Here is a 691-nt window from a genome sequence, read left to right as displayed (position 1 = left end):
TGGAGGGGCGCCCGCCTTGGGCTTCCCGTTTCGGCATGCCCGGGATCTTGCCACAGGTTTCTGATACAGCGGGCCCGACGCGCCGAGACTCCGTGTTCCGTCCGGCTCCCCGACCCGAGCCCTCGCCGGAAGGGCGGGGTAGTTCGCTTATCAGCTCAGGTCGAGCCCGTTCTCCTCGTTGCGGTCGTAGCCCAGCTCTTGGGCTTCAGGTTCCCGGCCTTGGAGTTCGTGGCGATGCTGTAGCTGATGGTCAACATCGTCGTGCACTGTCGTCTGAGCTTGGCCCCCTGCGCCGGACACTGACGGTGTGGGGTCAGTGATCTTGGTGTGGTGGGGTGTGGGCTGTTTCGTAGTCGGCTGGGCTGAGCATCCCGATGCTGGAGTGGCGCCTGATCGGGTTGTACCAGCACTCTATCCACTCGAATATCGCATTGGCAAGATCGGCGCGGCTTTTCCAGGATCTGGAGTCGAGTAGTTCCAGCTGCATCGTCCCCCAGAAGGACTCGACCATCGAGTTGTCGTAACAATCGCCGACCGAGCCCATGGAACCGACTAGTCCCGCCTCGATCAGTCGGCGCCCGAACGCCCAGGACGTGAATTGCGAGCCGTGGTCAGAATGTAGGATCGCCGAGTACGGTTCGGGACTGCGACGGGTGATGGCCATGCCGAGCGCGTCGGTGACGAGTTCGGT

Annotated in this window: 1 protein-coding gene; it reads right to left on the bottom strand. The window is 63.0% G+C overall.

The window, feature by feature from the left end:
• Positions 1-313: 313 nt before the first annotated feature.
• Positions 314-691 (bottom strand): integrase core domain-containing protein (locus FVA95_RS29125; protein WP_149666456.1); only part of this gene is annotated, 378 nt, incomplete at its 5' end.

The organism is Pseudonocardia sp. EV170527-09, from assembly GCF_008369905.1.
GTDB lineage: Bacteria > Actinomycetota > Actinomycetes > Mycobacteriales > Pseudonocardiaceae > Pseudonocardia.
Note: the sequence above shows the minus strand (reverse complement) of the source record. Positions and strands in the feature narration are given on the sequence as shown.